The organism is Aquimonas sp., from assembly GCF_044377145.1.
In the GTDB taxonomy this organism is placed as follows: Bacteria; Pseudomonadota; Gammaproteobacteria; order Xanthomonadales; family Xanthomonadaceae; genus Aquimonas.
Genome location: NZ_JBILJQ010000051.1, coordinates 1 through 14,848 on the forward strand (window position 1 = coordinate 1; position 14,848 = coordinate 14,848).

The 14,848-nt window shown below is 67.7% G+C and carries 12 protein-coding genes; 9 read left to right on the plus strand and 3 right to left on the minus strand.

The genetic code is table 11. From position 1 onward, the window contains the following. Positions 1-170 precede the first annotated feature (170 nt). The 8 genes from ACIQ7H_RS14920 (at position 171) to ACIQ7H_RS14955 (ending at position 11,931) form a co-directional block, all read left to right on the plus strand. Positions 171-1,196, plus strand: coding sequence for a hypothetical protein (locus tag ACIQ7H_RS14920; protein ID WP_395792871.1), 1,026 nt, complete (start codon positions 171-173; stop codon positions 1,194-1,196). A gap of 84 nt (positions 1,197-1,280) precedes the next feature. Continuing rightward, positions 1,281-2,510: a beta-aspartyl-peptidase gene (gene iadA, locus ACIQ7H_RS14925; protein WP_395792873.1), complete on the plus strand. Its 1,230-nt coding sequence runs from the start codon at positions 1,281-1,283 to the stop codon at positions 2,508-2,510. Positions 2,511-2,515: 5 nt separating this feature from the next. Next, entirely contained in the window at positions 2,516-3,355 is an 840-nt protein-coding gene (locus ACIQ7H_RS14930) for a cyanophycinase (protein WP_395792875.1), read from the plus strand. A gap of 10 nt (positions 3,356-3,365) precedes the next feature. Beyond that, positions 3,366-6,146 carry a cyanophycin synthetase gene (gene cphA / locus ACIQ7H_RS14935; RefSeq protein ID WP_395792877.1) on the plus strand — a complete coding sequence of 927 codons (2,781 nt, stop codon included), beginning with the start codon at positions 3,366-3,368 and terminating at the stop codon, positions 6,144-6,146. Then, positions 6,143-7,942 carry a Mur ligase family protein gene (locus ACIQ7H_RS14940; protein ID WP_395792879.1) on the plus strand — a complete coding sequence of 600 codons (1,800 nt, stop codon included), beginning with the start codon at positions 6,143-6,145 and terminating at the stop codon, positions 7,940-7,942. Before cphA ends, ACIQ7H_RS14940 begins: the two co-directional genes overlap by 4 nt. A gap of 272 nt (positions 7,943-8,214) precedes the next feature. After that, complete coding sequence (locus ACIQ7H_RS14945; protein ID WP_395792881.1) at positions 8,215-8,823, plus strand: ECF-type sigma factor; 609 nt, start codon at positions 8,215-8,217, stop codon at positions 8,821-8,823. Beyond that, positions 8,792-11,332, plus strand: a complete 2,541-nt coding sequence (locus tag ACIQ7H_RS14950) for a protein kinase (protein ID WP_395792883.1) — start codon at positions 8,792-8,794, stop codon at positions 11,330-11,332. Before ACIQ7H_RS14945 ends, ACIQ7H_RS14950 begins: the two co-directional genes overlap by 32 nt. An 80-nt stretch (positions 11,333-11,412) precedes the next feature. Beyond that, positions 11,413-11,931, plus strand: coding sequence for a hypothetical protein (locus ACIQ7H_RS14955; RefSeq protein ID WP_395792885.1), 519 nt, complete (start codon positions 11,413-11,415; stop codon positions 11,929-11,931). 73 nt (positions 11,932-12,004) lie between these two features. On the opposite strand, the gene ACIQ7H_RS14960 is transcribed toward ACIQ7H_RS14955, so the two are convergent. The 3 genes from ACIQ7H_RS14960 to fabR all read right to left on the minus strand — a co-directional run bounded on the left by ACIQ7H_RS14960 (position 12,005) and on the right by fabR (position 13,665). Further along, positions 12,005-12,424, minus strand: coding sequence for a glutaredoxin family protein (locus ACIQ7H_RS14960; RefSeq protein WP_395792887.1), 420 nt, complete (start codon positions 12,422-12,424; stop codon positions 12,005-12,007). Positions 12,425-12,557: 133 nt separating this feature from the next. Beyond that, the gene (locus tag ACIQ7H_RS14965) at positions 12,558-12,818 is read right to left on the minus strand and encodes a hypothetical protein (protein ID WP_395792889.1); all 261 of its coding nucleotides are present in this window, start codon (positions 12,816-12,818) and stop codon (positions 12,558-12,560) included. Positions 12,819-12,963: 145 nt separating this feature from the next. Continuing rightward, complete coding sequence (gene fabR / locus ACIQ7H_RS14970) at positions 12,964-13,665, minus strand: HTH-type transcriptional repressor FabR (protein ID WP_395792933.1); 702 nt, start codon at positions 13,663-13,665, stop codon at positions 12,964-12,966. A gap of 64 nt (positions 13,666-13,729) precedes the next feature. On the opposite strand from fabR, the gene ACIQ7H_RS14975 reads away from it, so the two are divergent. Further along, the gene (locus tag ACIQ7H_RS14975) at positions 13,730-14,848 is read left to right on the plus strand and encodes a ferredoxin reductase (protein WP_395792891.1); all 1,119 of its coding nucleotides are present in this window, start codon (positions 13,730-13,732) and stop codon (positions 14,846-14,848) included.

The window sequence follows — 14,848 nt, forward strand, 5'->3', positions numbered from 1 at the left end:
TGCAGCGCGTCTCGACTCAAGCTCCGACCGTCAACTGCTTCCATTTGCCACACCTCCGATCCAAGACCGAAACCTTGACCGCTGGCGGCGCTTGAAGTTCACGGATAATTGGCGCCGGCTCTATAAGGTCGGTCCTCGGGGTCGAGCAAATCCAGTTCCGGGGGGAACACATGAGCAAGTCAATGCTGGCGCTGCTGATGGCAGCGGGTGTAGCAAGCGGCGCGCGCGCGGCGGAAGTCACGATCAAGAAAGATTCCTTGACCGAGTTCGGCAATGCGGTGGTGGTGGCGGGTTTCGTTGAAGGCGAGCAGGCCGCCTCGTGGCTGACTTCGCCCTGCAACGGCAATATCCGCGCGGTGCAGGTGTTCTGGCGTTCGCCGTCGGGGGTGAGCGGCGAGACAATCCATTCAGCGATCAGGATCTCGCGCGCCGGCACCTTTCCCACGCCAGGCGAGCTGGCTCTGAACATCGGCGGGCCGGTGCTCACCGATGGCGTGCTCAACGAGTACCGCTTTCTGGATGAGAACCAGACCATTCCGGTCAATGTGCCGGTCACTGCCAACGAGACCTTCGTGGTTGCCCTGGTGTTTGGTAACGGCGTTGTTGCCTCCGACCCCAGCGTGGTGCGCGACACCGATGGCAATCAGACCGGCCGCAACGGCCTGCTGGCCCAGCTTGGGGCCAACAACTACGTGTGGTTCAACTCGGCCACGCTGGGCGTGCAGGGTGATTGGGTGATCCGCGCGGTGGTCGATTGCAGCGTCGGACCGCAGGAGGCCGATGTCGGCGTCGGTGCGATGACCACGCCGGCCGCCTACAGCGCCGGCCAGGCCCTGAGCTACACCATCGTCATCGACAACGCCGGTCCGGTGGCAGCGCCGGTCACCACCGTGGTCGATATATTCCCGGCCGCCTTCACCGCGCCGAGCTGGACCTGCACCACCACCGGTGGTGCCAGCTGCGTGGCCAGCGGCACCGGCAACCTGACCCAGAGCATCAGCCTGCCGGTCGGCGCGGCGGCGACCTTCGTGGTCAATGGCGTGGTCGCAGCAGGCACGACGGGCGTGCTCAGCAACAGCGTCACGGCGGTGGTCGGCGGCGGCATCACTGATCCCAACTCGGCCAACAACACCGCCACCAGCAACACCAGCCCAGGGGGCGGGCCGGAAATCTTCATGGACGGTTTCGAGGAGTAGCTCGCAGGTGGCCTGCACCCTCGGCGGTGCAGACCATCCGCGCCCGGTGCGCCCGCGGCTTGCGCCAGCTGCTACATTCCCGCGATGCCCAACCCCACCCCTGCACCACTGATTCTTGTTCGCAACGCCAATGTGTTCGCGCCCGAACCGCTGGGCCTGCGCCAGCTGCTGATCGGCGCCGGTCGAATCCTGTGGATGGGTAGCGCCGACGCGGCTGCGCCGACCGGCCTTGATGTCGAGGCGATCGATCTGCAGGGACGCCGGCTGATTCCGGGGCTGATCGATGGCCATGTGCACATCACCGGTGGCGGCGGCGAGAGCGGTTTCTCCTCACGCGTGCCGGCCTTGCCCTTGTCGCGTTACAGCCGTGGCGGCGTCACCACCGTGGTCGGCGTGCTCGGCACCGATGATCTCGCCCGCTCGACCCGCGAGCTGGTGGCCGGAGTAATGGGCCTGCGCGAAGAAGGCCTGAGCGCTTGGTGCCACTGCGGCGGCTATCACCTGCCGCCGGCCACATTGACCGGCAGCGTGCGTGGCGATATCGCCTTTATCGACTGCATCATCGGGGTCGGCGAAGTCGCGCTCAGCGACCACCGCTCCAGCCAGCCGACGCTCGACGAACTGCTGAAGCTCGCCGCCGAGGCGCATGTGGCCGGCCTGATGACCGGCAAGGCCGGCATCGTGCATCTGCATTTGGGCGATGGCGTGCGCGGACTGGAACTGGTGCGGCGCGCGCTTGATATCAGCGAGCTGCCGGCGCGAGTGTTCAACCCGACCCATGTCAACCGCCGCCGCGCGCTGTTCGAAGAAGCGATCGAACTGGCGCGGCGCGGCAGCACGATCGACATCACCGCGTTCCCGGTTGAAGACGGCGAAGATGCCTGGAGCGCCGCGGATGCCCTGCAGCGCTACCTCGACAGCGGCGCGCCGGCCGAGCGCGTCACTGTCAGTTCGGATGCCGGCGGCTGCCTGGCCTGCTTCGACGGCGAGGGCCGGCTGTGCGGCATGGACATCGGTGCGCCGGCCGCGCTGAGTGCCGCGCTGGCCGAGCTGCTGCAGCGCGGGCTTGCGCTGGAACGCCTGCTGCCGGCCTTCACCAGCAATGTCGCCCGCCTGTTGCGGCTGCCGCGCAAGGGCCGGATCGAGGTCGGAGCCGATGCCGATCTGGTCGCGCTCGACGCCCAGCATCGGGTGGCGGATGTGATGGCCCGCGGTGCCTGGCATGTGCGACACGGTCAGCCCGTCCGCGCCGGCAGCTTCGAGAACCTGACCGCTGTTTACGCAACTCCTCTTGATTCACAACCGGAACAGTAGAGCCCATGCCCAGCAGAATTCCCGACGGTGGCCAGCGCGGCTGGATCATCCCCATCGGTGGCGCCGAAGAGAAAGAAGACGGCCCCGACATCCTCAGCCGCTTTGTCGACCTGTGCGGCGGCAGCGAAGCGAACATCGTGGTCATCCCCAGCGCCAGCAAACTGCGTGATACCGGGCCACGCTACGTGAGCCTGTTCACCGAGCTTGGCGCCGGCGCGGTGGAGTCGATCGACTTCGACACCCGCCGCGACTGCGAGGAACCACAGCGCCTGGCGCGCCTGCGCGAGGCTAACGGCATCTTCCTCACCGGCGGCAACCAGCTGCGTCTGACCACCCTGCTGGGCGGCACTCCGGTGTCGCGGTTGATCCGCAGCCAGAACGCGGCCGGCGTGCATGTGGCCGGCACCAGTGCCGGCGCCGCCGTACTGAGCGAGCACATGATCGCGTTCGGCGAAGAGGGCGGCTCGCCCCGTGCCGGCAGCGTGCGGCTGGCGCCGGGCCTGGGCCTGACCAACCGTTTCATCATCGACCAGCACTTCCGTCAGCGTGACCGCCTCGGCCGTCTGACCACGGCACTCGCGTTCAATCCGTTCGCGATCGGGATTGGTCTCGACGAGGACACCGCGGCCTTCATCGGCCCCGACAATGAGCTCGAAGTGGTCGGCAGCGGCGGCGTCACCGTGGTCGATGCGCATGGTCTGCAGTTCTCGTCGATGGATCAAGTTGATGAAGGCCAGCCGGTCTGCGTGCTCGGCCTTGCGGTGCATGTGCTGACCGCAGGCGCCAGCTTCAATCTGCACACCCGCCGTGCCTCGGCGGGTTCGCTCAATATCCGCAAACACTAGGAGCCCTGAGATGCGCATTCTCGAACGATCGATCTATGGCGGGCCTTCGCTGTATGCGCATTTCCCGGTAATCCGGCTGGAGCTCGACCTCGGCGTGCTGGAAGACTGGCCGACCGTGCGGCTCGGGCCGGAATTCATTGATGGTCTGATCGAAGCGTTGCCGGGCCTGGCCGAACACGGCTGCTCGCACCGCACGCCCGGCGGATTCATCCGCCGCATGCGCGAGGACGAGGGCACCTGGCTCGGTCATGTGCTGGAGCACGTCGCGATCGAGCTGCAGAACATCGCGGGCGAAGACGTCACCTTCGGCAAGACCCGCAGCATCGACGGCAGGCCCGGCGTCTACAGCGTGGTCTACGAATACACCCAGAAGGAAGAAGGCGTGGCCGCCGGCGAGCTGGCGCTGCGTCTGCTGTGCGCCCTGCTGCCGACGGATTTGCGCCCGAGCGGCAGCGTGCCTGAGGACTGGGTCTGGGCGGAAGCCCGCGATGAGTTCATCCGCTACACCCAGCGCCGTGCGCTGGGCCCATCGACGATGTCTCTGGTGCGCGCTGCCGAGCAGCGCGGCATCCCCTGGCTGCGCTTGAACGATCAGTCACTGGTCCAGCTTGGTTACGGCAAGTACCAGCAGCGCATCCAGGCCACGGTCACCGGCCGCACCTCGCACATCGCGGTCGAGCTGGCCGGCGACAAGGAAGAGACCAACAAGATTCTCGGCGCGCTCGGTCTGCCGGTGCCGCGTCAGGAGCTGGTGCAGAGCGAGTCGGCGGCCACCCGCGCGGCGCGGCGGATTGGCTATCCGGTGGTGACCAAGCCCTACAACGGCAACCACGGCCGCGGCATTTCGATCGGCCTGCGCAGCGACGACGAGGTCATCGCCGGCTTCAACAAGGCGCGCGAGATCTCGCGCTCGGTCATCGTCGAGAGCTTTCTGGAAGGCGATGACCACCGTCTGCTGGTGGTCAATGGCGAGCTGGTCGCCGCCACCCGGCGCACCCCCGGCCACGTGGTCGGCGACGGCGTCCACAGCATCGCCGAGCTGGTCGAGATCGTGAACGCCGACCCGCGCCGCGGCATCGGCCATGAGAAGGTTCTGACCCGGATCGAACTCGATGCGCAGGCGCAGATGATGATGGCGCGCGAAGGGGTCGACGTGACCAGCGTGCCGGCCGCCGGGCGGGTGATCTATCTGCGCTCCACCGCCAATCTGTCGACCGGCGGCACCGCGACTGACGTCACCGACATCATCCATCCCGACAACCGCGAAATGGCGGTGCGCGCGATCCGCGCGATCGGGCTCGACGTCGGCGGCGTCGATTTCCTGAGCACCAATATCGCCGAGAGCTACAAGGACATCGGCGGCGGTATCTGCGAGTGCAATGCCGCACCGGGCTTCCGCATGCACGTGGCTCCCAGCGAGGGCACGCCTCGTGATGCCGCCGGACCAGTGATCGACATGCTGTTCCCGCCGGGTGCGCCCTCAAGGGTGCCGATCGCGGCGATCACCGGCACCAATGGCAAGACCACCACCTCGCGCATGTTGGCCCACATCACCAAGATGGCCGGGTTCACGCCGGGCATGACCAGCACCGACGGCGTCTACATCGACGGCCAGCGCACGGTCGAGGGCGACATGACCGGGCCGGTGTCGGCGCGCATGGTGCTGTCCGACCCGCAGATCGATCTCGCCGTGCTGGAAACCGCGCGCGGCGGTTTGATCCGCGCCGGCATGGGCGTGCGTGAGGTCAACGTCGGCGCGGTGCTGAACGTGCAGTCCGATCACCTCGGCATCAAGGGCATCGACACCCTGGAGCAGCTGGCCGAGATCAAGCGGATCGTGGTCGAGGTCGCCACCGATTGCGCGGTGCTGAACGCGGACGACCCGCATGTGCTGCGGATGTCCGGCTACACCGATGCCAAGGTGATCTGCTACGTCACCATGAACCCGCAGCATGGGCTGGTGCGCGAGCACATCCGCGCCGGTGGCCGCGCCTGCGCGCTGGAGGCTGGCGTCAACGGCCAGATGATTACCCTGTACGACAAAGGCAGCCACATCCCGCTGCTGTGGACCCACCTGATTCCCGCGACGATGGAAGGCCGCGCGCTGCACAACGTGCAGAACGCGATGGTGGCGGCGTCGATGGCCTATGCGCTGGGGATCAAGCTTGATGCCATCCGCCAGGGCCTGCGCACCTTCGACACCACCTTCTTCCAGGCGCCGGGGCGGATGAACGTGTTCAACGAACACCCGTTCAAGGTGCTGTTCGACTACGGCCACAACGCGCACGCGGTCGGCGCGATGGCCGACCTTGCGCAGCGTCTGGATGTGTCCGGTCGCCGCATCGTGGTGCTGGCCGGCCCGGGTGACCGTCGCGACGAAGATCTGGTCGCGATCGCCGATGCCGTGGCCGGCCGCTTCGATCACTACATCTGTCGCCGCGACGACGGCCTGCGCGGCCGCGATGGCGACGAAGTGCCGCGCATCCAGGCCAAGGCGCTGCTCGCGCAGGGCGTGCAGGAATCGGCGATCTCGATCATCCCCGACGAGCAGAAGGCGATCGACGCCGCACTGCGAATGGGCCAGCCCGGCGACCTGCTGCTGGTCTTCGCCGACGCTCTGACCCGCTCGTGGAAGCAGATCATCAAGTTCAAGCCCGAGGGCGCGCTGGTGCCGGCGCCGATGCGCGCCGCAGCGGTTGCCGCTGTGCAGGAGGAGCCCGCCTTCTCCGACTATGAAGGCGTGGTCCGCGACGAACGCGGCGTGCATCTGCCGCGCGAGGACGCCGATTGAGCGCCGAGACGATTGCTGGCGAAGCGGGGGAACCGATCCACAACATCGAGCCGGCGCTGCCGTTCGAGGACTCGCGCCGGCTGACCGGGCCGAATCTGTACTTCGTCGACAGCGGCGCCGTACTGGAAACGCTCGGCCTGCGCGGCACCGATCCGATCGCCATCGAGGGCTGGCGCCGAGGGGTCAAGCGCATGCGGGCGCAGCTTGAGTGGCCGTCCGCCGCGTTGACTGTGCGTCTGCACCCGGGCGGTGCCGCATTGGCCATGGTGGCACCGGTCGACCTGCTGTACGCAGCGACCGAACTCAACGAATGGGCCTGGCTGGCGGCGTTAAGTGAGGCCGTGCTGCATGCGCCCGGGCACCCGGCGGCCTGGGACGAGATCAGCGCCCTGCGCACCCTGCAGGCGATGTGCGCCGACGAGGCAAAGCCGCGTCTGCGCGCACTGATCGATGCCGCCGCCGCGCGCGGGCTGCCGGTGCTCGCCGATGACGAGGCGCTGACGCTTGGACTCGGCTGCGGCGGCCGCACCTGGCCGCTCAGCGACCTGCCCAAGCCATTCGATATCGACTGGACCGAACTGCACGCCGTGCCGACCGCGCTGATCACCGGGTCCAACGGCAAGACCACCACGGTGCGTCTGCTGGCGGCGATGCTGCGCGCCCACGGCGACTGCACCGGCCACAGCTGTACCGACGGCGTGTTCGTCGACGGCACCCAGATCGCCAGCGGCGACTACTCCGGGCCGGGCGGCGCGCGCGCCGTGCTGCGCGATTCGCGGGTGCAGGCGGCGGTGCTGGAAACCGCCCGCGGCGGCCTGCTGCGACGCGGTCTGGCGCTGACCCGCGCCGACGTCGCCTGCGTCACCAACATCAGCGTCGACCATTTCGGCGAGTACGGCATCCACAGCCTGGAAGACCTGGCCGACGCCAAGCTGACGGTGGCGCGCGCGCTGGGGCCGGACGGTGTGCTGGTGCTGAATGCCGACGACCCGGTGCTGGCCGCGCGCGGCCCGGCCTTTGCCGCCAACATCGCCTGGTTCGCGCTCGATGATGACCACCCCGCGCTGTGCGCGCAGCGCGCCGCTGGCGGCGCAACCTGCGGCGTGCGCGACGGTGTGCTGCGGCTGAGAGCGGGCGCCTCGATCGTCAACCTGGGGTCGGTGTCGAACATGCCGCTGGCGGCCGGTGGTGAGGCCAGCTACAACATCGCCAATGCCGCCGCCGCCAGCCTGCTTGCGCAGGCGCTGAACGTTCCGCCCTTGACCATTGCCGCGGTACTCGCGCGCTTTGGCGACGACCCCGCCGACAACCCCGGCCGCCTGCAGCGCTGGAGCTTCGGCGGCCTGCGCATCCTGCTCGACTACGCGCACAACCCCGACGGCCTGCGCGGCCTGTTGCGGGTGGCGCGCGCCGGCGAGTGCCAACGTCTCGGCCTGCTGCTGGGTCAGGCCGGCAACCGCGAAGACACTGACATCCGCGCACTGGCCCGCACTGCTGCTGAGGCCGCGCCGGATCGGGTGGTGTTGAAGGACATCGAGGGCTACATCCGCGGCCGCGCCGTCGGTGAAGTGGCGGAACTGCTCGGCGAAGAGCTGCGCGCCTGCGGCCTGCCGGCGGAGCGCCTGCAGGTGCACCTGCCCGAAGTCGGCGCGGTGCGCGAACTGCTGGCCTGGGCACGCCCCGGCGATGTACTGGTCTTGCCGGTGCATGCGCTGAGCGCGCGTGCCGAAGCGATCGCCCTGCTGGAGGCGCTGCGCGCTGCCGGGTGGCAGGCCGGGCAGATGTTGCCCTGCTGAGGCGGGCGGAGAGAGTCGACCGCCGCAGCGCGGGGCTCCAATTCCGCTCGGCCCGCTGATCCCGCCGAGCTCTCCAAGCCTCGGGTCGGCCGCCTTGCTGAGCGCATGCTCCACCATGCCGCGTCGGTGTTGTTCCCTTCATCAGGCTGTCGCCCGAGCTGAAACGGCGAGCTCGGGCGCGGCTTGCCAATCAGTATCGGCGGCGTATCCTGCCCCGCTGATCGTCGGCACCGGCCGTGCGAGCATGGCTTGGACTTGGAGGCGTGTGCACTATGGAGCTTCCCCCCGACCGCGAGATCACCCTGCTGCTCGCACGCTGGCGGCAAGGTGATGCTGAGGCGGGCGATCAGCTGATCAGCGCGCTGTACCCGACCCTGAAGCGCATCGCCCAGCAGAATGTCCGTCGATTCCAGGGGGCGTTGACCCTGCGGGCCACTGAATTGGTGCATGAAATGTTCGAGCGACTGCAGCCGCAAAGCTCAGTCGAATGGGAGAACCGCGAGCATCTGATTGCCATCGCCACCACCCTGATGCGTCGCTCGGCTGTCGACTACCTGCGCGGCCGCAATGCCGACAAGCGCGGCGGCGGCCAGGCGCCGCGCCCGCTCGATCTGCTGCCGGAGCACGAACATCCCTTGGTCGAAGACTGCGTCGGCAGCCTCGACCTGGAGCGCGCCTTGAGCGAACTGGCCGAGGGCCATCCGGCGATTGCGGCGGTGGCAGAGCTGAAGCTGTTCTCCGGGTTGGGAAAGGAAGACATTGCCAGCTGCTGCGGCATATCGAGCGCGACCGTGAGTCGGCACTGGCGATTCGCCCGCGCCTGGCTGGCGGATCGCTTGGGGGATGGGCTTGAAGCCGACGTCTCCGCTGCCGGCGCTTGAGTCGCTGCAGCGCGCCTTCGATGCGCTGCTGGAGCTGGAGCCCGCCGCACGCGAGGCTGGCCTGCAGGCCATGGCTGCTCGCGAGCCGCAGCAGGCCGAGCAGCTGCGCCGGCTGCTTGAGCACGACGATGTGTTCGAGCACGAGAATCGACCCGAGCCCTCGTCATTCCTGCTTCCACACGTCGCCGATGTGCGCTGCGAGATTCCGGGCTACCGGTTGATCGAACAGATCGGCGCCGGCGGCATGGGCCGCGTGTACACCGCGGTGCGCACCGATGATCCCGAGCAGCGCGTGTTCGCCCTGAAGACCACCCGCCGGGAGATGGTTGGCCCGCAGCTGACCCAGCGCTTCGCCTTGGAGTGCGAGGCCCTGGCTTCTCTGTCGCACCCGGGCATTGCCGGTTTCATTGCAGCGGGCCATGCGGTGGACGGATCGCCCTTCGTGGTGATGGAGTACGTCGCAGGTCAGCCCATTGATGAGTTCTGCGAACGGCGACAGCTGGGGCTCGATGCGCGCATCGGGCTCTGCCTCCAGCTGGTGGAAGCCGTCGCGCATGCGCATCAGCGCCTGCTGGTGCATCGGGACATCAAGCCGGGCAATGTGTTGGTGGACGCCGACGGCAAGCTGAGCCTGGTCGACTTCGGCCTGGCCAAATCACTGGCCCTGAATGGGGCGTCTCCAACCGCCACCGCCGAGCGATTCCTGTCGCCGCGGAGCGCTGCGCCCGAACAGTTGCAGGGCGGCATCGTCGGCACGGGCTGCGATATCCATGCCCTCGGTCTGCTGCTGTACGTCTTGCTGAGTGGGCGCGAGCCGTTTGAATACGATCCTGCCGAGCCGCTTCGATTCCAGCATGAGCTGCTGCACCTGCCGGCGCCGACGATGGCGCGACGGATCGCCGCCACGGACCTCGCTCTCGCGCAGGCGCGCGGGTTGCGCAGCGTGGCCGAGCTCAAGGCAGCACTCAGTGGCGATATCGCCTGGGTGGTGCTCCGCTGTCTGCGCAAGCGCCCAGAGCAACGGTATGCCAGCGTTGGCGAACTCGGTCGCGATCTGCGCTGCGTGCTCGATGGTCAACCGATCAGCGAGCGCGAGAACGAACCCTGGTACCGGTTTCGCATGCTGGTTCGCCGGCAGCGCCCGCTGTTCGCGCTGGCCGCACTGGCCTCCGTGCTGCTGCTGGCAGCCTTTGCCGTGGTGCTGCAGCAGCGCGATCAGGCCCTTCACGAGCGCGACCGCGCCGCGGCGGCGATCACCCTGCTGCAAGAGTCCTTCGCGGCCGCCAATCCGCTTAATTTGGAAGGTGGACAGACACCGCTGAGTGCAGTGCTGGATGCGGCACTTCCCTTGCTGGAGCTGCGCCGGCAAGCGCAGCCAAGGCTCTATGCGGAGCTGGCAGCCACCTTGGTGGATGTCGAGCTGTCTGCGGGTCGTCCCGGGCAGGCGCTGCGGCTCGCCCAGCGCGGCATCGAAGCCGCCGGTCGCGCCAACAGCAGCGTCGAGGCCCTGCCTCTGCTGCAAGCACGTGCCGCGCTTGAATCGGGTGACCTTGCGCTCGCGCAGAGCCTGCTGGACAGCCTCCAGCCCGCGCCGCTGCGGGACGCCGTGGAGGTCGAACTGCTGCGCGGTCGGCTTGCCTACCTGCTGGCTGATCCGGCCCGCGCGGTGGCTGTGCTCGATGCTGCGTTCGAGCGCGCGCGCGCGCTGCCGGCGCTGGATCCTCTGGTGCTGGGCTTGCGCGTCTACGGCGCGCAAGCGCGACGTCTGAGCGGCGACCGCGACGGCGCATTACGTCTGCTGGAGGACACCCTGGCCCTGCTTCGGCAGAGCTATCCGCCCGATCATCCGCGCTTGCTGCTGAGCCGCATGCGCCTGCTTGAGTACGCGCCGCGAACCCAGGACCGTGCCGTGCTGCAGTCACGCCTGACCGAGCTGCTGGCCCTCGGCGAGGACATTGAGCAGAGTTTTGGCCCGAACTCGGCCCCGCTGGCGCGTGTGCGCGGCAACCTCGCACAGCTGTACCTCGGCCTGGACGACCCGGCCAGCGCAGCCCTGGTTCTGGAGCGCTCCTGGAAGGGCTGGCAGGCGGCCACATCGTCGCGGCATCCGAACACTCTGCGGACACTGTTCAACCTGGCCTACATCCGCGGCGCGTCAGGCGCTGACACCCACGAGGTCAAGCTGCTGTATCAGCGCCTGCTGGATGACGCTGGTCTCGGCGACATGCGCGAGACTTCGACGTTTCACTATTGGCAGGCCAGTTACGCCGAGTTTCTGGTTCAGCGCCGGGACTGTGAGGCGGCCCTGCCGCTGCTGACGGGGCCGCTGGACCCTGGGCCGGCACCGGAGTATTCGCCACAGCTGCGTGCACTGCTGTCAGCTGTCGCCGTGGAAGCGCACGCAGCCTGTGGTTGCGAGGCATCGGCGCCACCCGAATACTGTCCTGCGCTGCAGAGGCTTGCGCAGGAAGTGGCTGAGCCTGCACCCGCGCAGCACGACGATGATTGAAGCTTTTGGGTGAGTACGCTGCGAGCTGCGTTGGTGCAGCCGCATTCCACGCTGCAATGACACTTTAAGGAACGTGAGAAATGAATGCGATATCACATTCGGCAATGAGTACGCTGGCCGCAGGACTGTTGCTGTGTGCGTCGGGTGCGCGCGCCGCGCCGGATCCAGGTCGTCTCTGCGACTACACGGACGGCCAGGTCTGTGCATCTTCGGGCGGTTGCTATGACGCTTTCTGGCCGCTGTGGGCTGCACCCGACTCGAACGAGGGCATCTGCGAGGAAGGGGTGTCGGTGTTGCCAGGCATGATGCAGGTGAAGTTCCTGAATCCGCAGCCGCCGGGGACCGCGCGGCTGGTGTGCGAGCTGGTGGCCAACTGCTTGCACGCCTGCCAAGCCTATCCGCAGGGCGGCGGCATCACCTATGGCTGGAGCAAGACCGGTCGAATCGAGTTCGATGGCATCCCCGGGGCAAGCGACAACTACGCCATGCTCAACATGCAGAACAAGACCGGTGGAAGAGTTTCGGTGAACGTGTATTCCCCGCTGGGGGCGTACTCGACAGTTTCCGCTTCCATCAGCTTCGGCTGTATTCCGCAGTAACGTCTCCAGCGCCAATGCGCGCCCGCCGCGATCCGGCGGGCGCGCATTGGCCGCGAATCTGGGCGATCAATGTCTATTGCGTCAGCACAGCGCTCGCTGCGGGCGCAGGGGGCTCAAGCGCTGCCAGAGCGGCGTCCATCACATCGGGGCGGAAGCCACGGATCTGACGGTCGCCGATCAGCACCACCGGTACGCCCTCAGAGCCCAGCGCTTGCAGCCACTCATCCGCCTGCTCGGACTGCTCAACGTCGAGGTCGGCAAACGTCACGCCACGTGCCTGCAGATGCTCGCGAGTCTTGCTGCAGAAACCGCACCAGGCGGTTCCGAGCAGGATCACCGACTGCCCGGTTTCCGCGCGCTGCGACGCGTAATCGCCTTCCACATAGGCTGCAGGTCTCGTACCGAGATAGCCTTGGGCAACCGCCCAGCCAAGCACGGCCCCGGCAGCGGCCAGCAAGACAATCATCAGTACGGATTTCAGCGTCGAGGTCATGCGTTGGTGCTCCTGTGGAGTCATCGGAAGCGTAGCGATCGAGTCGTTGCGGCATGAGGATGCCCGCGCCGGTTGCTGCTGGCGCGCGGGCGGTCCGTGCGGCCGGGTCGGCGGACCGGCCCGGCCGCGGCGATCAGTTCAGAACGCCACAGTCGATCTGACACTGACGGTTGAACTGCGCGCAAAGGACGGCCTTGTCCGGGGTGTACTGCAGGCACAGGCGGTACTGCTGGCGGCAGGCGGCCATGCACTGGGAGAACTCGTCATAGGCCTGCGCTGTGCTGATGGCGAAGGAGCCAGCGAACAGGGCGGCAGCAAAGAAAGCAGCGAGCTTGGTCTTCATGGGTTGAATCTCCGGTTGGTATTGAAGAACACCCGGGCGCAGGCCGATCACGCCGACAGTCGCCGCGGGTGGGGCGGGACGGCAGGCTTGCCGCCCACCACCATTACTCGCAACACGGTGGCGGCCAGGATCAAATTGATGCGAAACAATCCCCGCTGCAGCGGAATTTCGCGAAATGGCCCCGCGCGCCCGAACTTCAGGAGCCGTGGTTTGGCTGTGCCGGTCCGGTCGCTTCGCCGATCGCGCGCGCCCCAGCCAGCAGCATGCGCACCATCTCGGTCAGCTGTTCTTTCAGGCGCGGGTCGTCTTCGGGCGGGGCATCCAGCGCCGAGGCGCCCATCGCAAACACCAGCCGGGTGATGCCGCGGGCGACTAGGCGCGGTGCGTGCAGGCGCTTGCTCTGGTCGGTGTTCAAGCGCACCAGATCGGAGTGCAGTTCGTCCTCGAAGAAGTTGAGCTCGCGGTCGACCGCAGCCTTGAACGCGTCGGAGCCGGCGGTGCCTTCGCGCAGCAGCACATGCAGCAGCTTGCCGTCGGCGCGCACCTGTTCGATGAAGACCTCGATCGAGCTGCGCACGATGCTGCTGCTGTCGCCGGCACGGTTGCGGGCGTTGCCGACGATCTGCCGCAGCGATTGCCCGGACAATTCGATCAGGGCCACCGCCAGCTCGTCGATGTCGCGGAAATGCCGATAGAAACTGTTCGGCGCGATATCGGCCTCGCGCGCGACCTCGCGCAGGCTCAGGCTGGACACGCTGCGGTTCGGGCCGATCAGCCGCAGCGCGGCCTTGATCAGGTCGTCGCGGCTGATGCTCGGTTTACGCCCGGGCGAGGTCTCGGGCGGGCGGGCAGCGGGGGTGGTCAAGGCGGTCGGGCCGGGTGAAAGCGCGGTCGCCATCATAGCGGTGGATAAATGCACGAATATCTGCACACATGTGCATATATGTGTATATTGCTCGCCCATGAGCCTGACCCAAACTCCAGAAGCCGCAACACGTGCCGCGCCGGCGCACGCCGCGAAACGGGCGACACCCGTCTATCCGCTGCCGCGCCGCCTGCTGTCGCCGCAGTTCTTCGATTTCTGGGCCCGTCACTTCAGCCCGACTCTGAGCTGGTCGAGGCCGCTGGCACGCGTCGTCGAGCGGCGCGCCGCTTCAGCCAGCGCGGTCACCCTGGTGCTCAAGCCCAACAGCCACTGGCGCGGTGCCGCGCCGGGCCAGCACATCAATCTCAGCGTCGAAATCGACGGCGCCCGCCACACCCGCAGCTACAGCCTGGCGGCGCCGGTGCGCGCCGATGGCTGCATCGAGATCACCGTGGCGGAACACGCCGGCGGCCGGGTCAGTCCGCATCTGAACCATGCGCTGCAGGTCGGCGATGTGGTCGAGCTCGGCCAAGCCTTCGGTGAGCTCACCCTGCCGGCAAAGGTGCAGGGCGAGTGGCTGCTGCTGGCCGCGGGCAGCGGCATCACCCCGCTGATGGCCCTGATCCGCCAGCTGGCTGTGCAGCAGATGCCGGTGCCGCTCACCCTGCTGTACTGGGAGAAGCAGGCGCAGGACTTGTGCTTTGCCGATGAGCTGCGCGCGCTGGCAGCGCGCTGGCCAAACTTCCGCGTCGAGTTCCAGCTGACCCGCGCGCCCGGCGATCCGAGTGACCGAATCAACGCGGAATCGCTGGCAGCACTCGTGCCGGATCTGGCCACCAAGCAGGTATACGCCTGCGGCAGCGGTGGCTTCGTCGAAGCTGCGCGCGCGCTGTGTGTCAGTGCCAAGTCGTTCACCGCCGAAGGCTTTACGCCCGCGCCGAGCGTGCATGCGGAAACCGGCACCGCCCAGGTCACCCTGGCCCGCAGCGGCCGCGTGCTGGAGCTGCCGCGCGATCGGCCCTTGCTGCTGGCGCTGGAAGAGCAGGGCATCCGTCCCGCCTTCGGCTGCCGCATGGGCATCTGCAACACCTGCAGCTGCGAAAAGCTCGCCGGCAGCAGCCGCGACCTGCGCAGCGGCGCGCTCGATGACGAAGCCCGCTCACCCGTCCGCCTGTGCATCCACAGCGCGGCCAGCGACCTGACTCTGGACCTGTAA